Raw genomic sequence first — 5,124 nt, forward strand, 5'->3', positions numbered from 1 at the left:
CCCCCCCCCCCCCCCTTCCCCCCACCCCAACCCTCCCCCCCCAGATGCAGCGTAGTCTCGTGGGCTCGGAGATGTGTATAAGAGACAGCCTATCTAGAGGCGAGCCCCGGTGCTTTAGCAGGGGCTCTTGTAATCCAAAAGGATCATTGATGAGCAGGCTTACCTGCTTATTTTGTTCAGGTGCTATTACCCCAACACAGCACCCAACCACCCCGGTGCCCATTGCGATTGACCCTCCACTGTGGTGTGCGACAGGGCTCGCCATTTTCGGCACGTTTTGGACGAGCCTGGGTCGTGCCAACCTCCTCACGACGCATGTCTGGAGAGGGCAATGAGAGATCGAGGAAATCCTTCGAGGGAGCCGCCGAGCCAGCCAATGTGGCCCGTATGGCTACTGCTGACGGCCGGCGCGATCGGAATGGCCTTGAGTATCGTCATCGATCTCCTGATCCTTTTCGGGCTATTCGACTGAACGTGAGGCGGGCTCCAGGGGAACATGCAGCGCTCCGTTGCGTTGTAGCAGCGTACTCCACTTCTCCATTTCGCCCCGGCCCTGCGCTGGGGCATTTTTTATTCCGGACGTGTCCGCGCAGCCGCCGCTGACGCTCGATTCGGTCGATCCGCTTCTGAGGTCGAGCAGGATATCCGGATCGAAATCAGCCTTGTTGATGGCACATGATCTCCCTGATCCTTGGACCACGGCTTGACTTCATCGTTTCCATATTCGTTCTCCGGTTGAAAGAGTTTTTTGCTTGGAACAAACAATCCAAGACGGCGTTCGATTGTCCGATGAGCACCAACAGATACAACTTGACGCGAAATTTGCTGACCGGCTGGGATGTCTTTGATTCTCACACCAGTCTGTTTGCCGAGATGCCTCCCGGGATGCCACTCAAGGGGCTCCGGAGGGATGAGGCAGAAGAACTCTGCCACTTGCTGAACATCAGTCTGAACCAAGCCTCTAAACCTGAAGGTAATTTCCGGGGCCGAGCTTCAGCAGATGAGAAATAGAACAGCCAAGAATCAATTCCTGACTTGTCAGAAAAGATAGGCCCCAAGCGACACGATTCCTACGAGGGCTAGAGCCGAATAAATTATGCCGCGTCTACGCGTCCTACGGTGGCTAGCTTCTGCAATGGCTTCGGCATAGGCGCGATTGGCCTCGTTCACTTTGCCATCCAAGGCGAGACCGACAATCTTTTTTGCTTTGGCATCGGACGTGTTCATCGGTCTTTCTCTGTGACCGTGGACACTTACATCCCTTTGCTGACAGAAATCTGAAGGTCAAATAGCGATAAGAAATATGACTATATACATGGCGGCGATGCCAAAGTAGATAAATTTTGCATTCATCATCGCACCTCCCGATTTAAGCTAAGACCCCGCGACCTGATCGCGAAATTCTCTCCGCGATACGCCGCTGGATCTCGCGAACGCCTATCGTTAAGGCGCCACGACAGGGACTTGAACGGAAGTAGGTTTTTGTCTCCGATACCGTCGACCAAGACAAACTCGGGGCCTCCCGTCCGGCTCGTCGTGAACACGATACCCGCCCAATTGACCTCCCCGAAAACAATATGAAGACGGGAGCAATCATCGAAGAAACGCTGCAGCGCATCGACATGGACAGTCGAGAATTTTCCGCGCTGGATAATCGAGCGCAATGACGGCGCCAATCCGCCATCAGTGCCGGATATCCGTTCGCTCAAAAGGCCAAGGCCTCGATCTGTTGGAACAAATCCAAGCGGCGTAGCTACTGGAAAACTGAAATTGCCGGTACTGTAATTTCTGCGACAAAGCGCAAGATATTGCGAAATTTCCCGGGCGAAATCCCGATAGACTCCAATCGTACGTCGTCTCTTGAGTGAGTTATGCGTTGCGAACTGTCCTTTTCCATCCACCAACTCGGGGCGAACAATCTTCACAACAGCATTCTCCCAATTAGGATGGCGATATACCAGCTTAACCGTGCCGCTTGCCAAGTACGCAGTCTTCAATTGCAATGATGTCGCTGGCGTCCAATTTCGGTGGCAGCATTCGCAACGCTCACTTTTACTTCCGCATAGAGTTATACGAAGCATTCTTGAAGATAAGCGCCAACTGAAATGAAATCTATCACGTTTTGCTAATTGTGCATTTTTGACTGGAGGGCTCACAACTTTCTGCTATTCAGTTGCCTCACTGGTCACACTTTAAGGGCGGCAGGAGCGGCCGCTTCGGCGGGGCTTCTCTCTGGCATCGCCCGCCAGCGCATCCAGCCAGCCACACCGGCGACCTGACCCCGCACCCACTCTCCACAGCACGCGGGGTCTCTTTTTGTCTGTAATTAGCGGACTGGACGCTCGCCGAACGCCGGTCGTCATTGATGTGGCTTGGCGAGTCTTCCTTTTAAACGCCAGCGGTGAACGACCCTCACCGGAGGAGCGTCAAGCCAGTACGATTTCCGATACGTTCCTGACGGGCCGACCATCTGGTGCGGTGGTGACGCTGCTCCCGCTTAGGGTACTCAGCCCAGCGAGCGCCGCATCACCGCTAGATTGCTTGGTTTCGCAGACAGGCTCATGCTTGCAAGACGAGCTTTGAATGAAGCCTATGCACAAGGGGCACTTGAGCTCCCGGGAGGCGGCGAGGAGATAACGGATCAGCGGAACTTTATTAGAATTCTATAGCGAAAGCTTCGCGAAGAGATAGGACTGCCGGACCCAGTGAGCGCGGATTTCCGCCCGCTGAACAGTTTCAAAATGGAGTATCGTGGCAAAATCTCGAGCCAAGTAAATTTCTTGGTAACGCTGCAGAGCCAGCCTGCGCTGGGACTTTCTTCGGAAATTGAAGAAATCATCTGGCTACAGCGTGACACCATTCTTAACGCAGTCCACAACGGTCCGCTGCACAGCCCCGGCGAGATGGCAGCTGTTCTGACCTATTTGACATCGGCTCCGAAGGCATAGCAACTGATTTCATCGTTCGGAAGGTACAAGTGGGCAGATTCGGTAAGGATTGGCAAGGTTGCGACGCTCAAGCATTTCGAATAGAAGCAGCCCGAACAGAACTAGGAAAATCTGGGCAAATGACCAAGAAGAGCCAGGTTAAAGTCTCTAGAAGCGAAACAATCGCGCTGGGGAAGCGGTTGATCATGGACTTCGGCCTTGAGCACAAGGCAAAATTCTTCATAGCAATAGTCTGCATGTTGATGGTAGGCGTCGCTACCGGCACTATCGCCTGGCTGTCGAAATCTATGGTCAACAGGATTTTTGTAAACAATGATCGTGTTGCCGTTTGGATGATCGGATCTGCGATCATGCTTGCCTTTCTGACGAAGGGGCTGGCGGGATATTTTCAAACAGTGTTGATGGGATCAATTGGTAGTTCGATCACCGCAAAATTGCAGCGACTCCAATTTGAAAAGCTCATCAGGATGGGCGTGCTCGACCACTCCAGTAGACATCCTGGAGGAGTTGTTTCCAAGGTTATTCAGTCCGCCCGCGCCGCGAAGAACGCGATCATCACTGTAACAACCAATCTAGTCCGCGATCTATTCACGGTGATCTCACTCGTTGTCGTGATGGTTCTCCAAGATCCATTCATGAGTGTTTTCGCTCTTTTGGCAGCGCCGGTTATCATCTGGGGGGTCTACGTCGTCATCAAAGAAACTAAGCGCTTAAGTCAATCGGAGGCCGATATGATGGCTGGCTTAAATGTGCTTGGTGTCGAAGCGCTACAGGGCTTAAGGGTTGTGAAATCCTTCAACCTTCAACGGATAATGGACAAGCGGATCGGCTCGTCCGTGGACAAGATGGAAAATCGCCAGAACCGGCTCCTAAAAGTATCGTCATTGACAGGACCAATGTTCGATATTCTGGCTGGCGTCATCGTGGGATCCTTTATCTTTTATGCAGGATGGCAAACTCTCGATAATGGGAAGACTCCAGGGGAGTTCATGGCGTTCATCACGGCATTTCTCCTGGCCTATGATCCGGCCAGAAGGCTCGCAAACTTGAATGTCCAACTTCAAAGAGAAATGGTCGGAGTAAGGCGGCTTTTTGAAGTGCTCGACCATGGAGAGGTCGAACAGGATGAGATAGGCACCCATCTCGCTGTTGACGGCGGCAAGCTCCAATTTGCATCGGTTGGGTTTTCCTACAAGAAAGCGTCGGCTCCAACTCTGATCGATGTGACGTTTGATGTTCTCCCAGGCGAACACGTTGCGATAGTTGGAAGATCTGGAGCCGGAAAATCCACAATCATCAATTTGATCATGGGCATGTATAGACCGAGTTCAGGGATGATCCTGATCGATGATCAGGATATCTCTGCCTCATCACTTCGGTCCTTGAGGAATTCCGTCGCGTATGTTGCACAAGACACATTCCTGTTCTCAGGGTCCGTTCGCGAGAACGTCGCGTTCGGTAAATTGGATGCAACCGAGGATGAGATTGTTGCGGCGTTGTCCGCCGCTCAAGCTCTGGAATTCGTGTCTGAGCTACCTCAGCAACTGGATACCGATGTCGGAAACAACGGGGGCAATCTATCCGGCGGGCAAAGACAGAGAATTGCCATCGCTAGAGCTTTCTTGAAGAATGCCCCTGTTCTCCTGCTGGACGAAGCCACGTCTGCCCTCGACGGAGAAACAGAGAAAAACATCAAGAAAGCGCTTGATCGACTCTCCCGTGGCAAGACGACTATGACAGTAGCGCATCGACTATCTACAATATTGGATGCGGACAAAGTCATCCTGATCGACAAGGGACAGATCGTCGCCGTCGGGACACATGAGTCGCTTGAGACGGAAAGTGAACTTTATAGAAAACTTTTCGCAGCTCATGAAATTGCGTAATGTGCGCATTCGAGAATTTCGACGAAGCGCTGAAATTACCTCACTAATTTCGTCATTAATGACGATGTTCGGCCTCAGCAGATATATACTTGACGAAGGGAACTTCGCGGCCAGACGGCCGAACCGAGTGTTTCGTTCCTTTTGACCTGCCACTGAGAATTTCCTCCAAAATGGATTAGAGTTCCGGCCTATTAAAGGACGGACGAATGAAGAAGCAGGAGGCTGGTGCGAAGGCAGCCGACCTCTGCCGCAAGCACGGAATTTCGGAAGCGACGTTTTACAACTGGAAA

At 52.3% G+C, this 5,124-nt stretch carries 7 protein-coding genes; 5 read left to right on the forward strand and 2 right to left on the reverse strand.

What is annotated here, in order from left to right; genetic code table 11:
- Positions 1 to 331: 331 nt before the first annotated feature.
- Both ACPYOJ_RS33780 and ACPYOJ_RS33785 read left to right on the forward strand, forming a co-directional pair.
- On the forward strand, positions 332 to 472 hold the full coding sequence (locus ACPYOJ_RS33780) for a hypothetical protein (RefSeq protein ID WP_481420136.1): 141 nt from the start codon (positions 332 to 334) through the stop codon (positions 470 to 472).
- A gap of 203 nt (positions 473 to 675) precedes the next feature.
- On the forward strand, positions 676 to 1,011 hold the full coding sequence (locus tag ACPYOJ_RS33785; protein WP_481420137.1) for a hypothetical protein: 336 nt from the start codon (positions 676 to 678) through the stop codon (positions 1,009 to 1,011).
- 27 nt (positions 1,012 to 1,038) lie between these two features.
- Here ACPYOJ_RS33785 and ACPYOJ_RS33790 read toward each other — a convergent pair whose 3' ends face one another.
- Positions 1,039 to 1,227 carry a hypothetical protein gene (locus ACPYOJ_RS33790; RefSeq protein WP_481420138.1) on the reverse strand — a complete coding sequence of 63 codons (189 nt, stop codon included), beginning with the start codon at positions 1,225 to 1,227 and terminating at the stop codon, positions 1,039 to 1,041.
- 125 nt (positions 1,228 to 1,352) lie between these two features.
- The gene (locus ACPYOJ_RS33795; protein WP_481420141.1) at positions 1,353 to 2,081 is read right to left on the reverse strand and encodes a YrbL family protein; all 729 of its coding nucleotides are present in this window, start codon (positions 2,079 to 2,081) and stop codon (positions 1,353 to 1,355) included.
- Between the two features lie 624 nt (positions 2,082 to 2,705).
- Between ACPYOJ_RS33795 and ACPYOJ_RS33800 the strand changes: the two genes are divergently transcribed.
- The 3 genes from ACPYOJ_RS33800 to ACPYOJ_RS33810 form a co-directional block, all read left to right on the forward strand.
- On the forward strand, positions 2,706 to 2,948 hold the full coding sequence (locus ACPYOJ_RS33800) for a hypothetical protein (RefSeq protein WP_481420139.1): 243 nt from the start codon (positions 2,706 to 2,708) through the stop codon (positions 2,946 to 2,948).
- A 119-nt stretch (positions 2,949 to 3,067) separates the two neighbouring features.
- Complete coding sequence (locus tag ACPYOJ_RS33805; RefSeq protein WP_481420140.1) at positions 3,068 to 4,834, forward strand: ABC transporter ATP-binding protein; 1,767 nt, start codon at positions 3,068 to 3,070, stop codon at positions 4,832 to 4,834.
- Positions 4,835 to 5,040: 206 nt separating this feature from the next.
- Positions 5,041 to 5,124, forward strand: an 84-nt coding sequence (locus ACPYOJ_RS33810) for a transposase (RefSeq protein ID WP_481420142.1), incomplete at its 3' end; no start/stop codon positions are given.

The organism is Rhizobium sp. SVR5-9E (genome assembly GCF_056755095.1).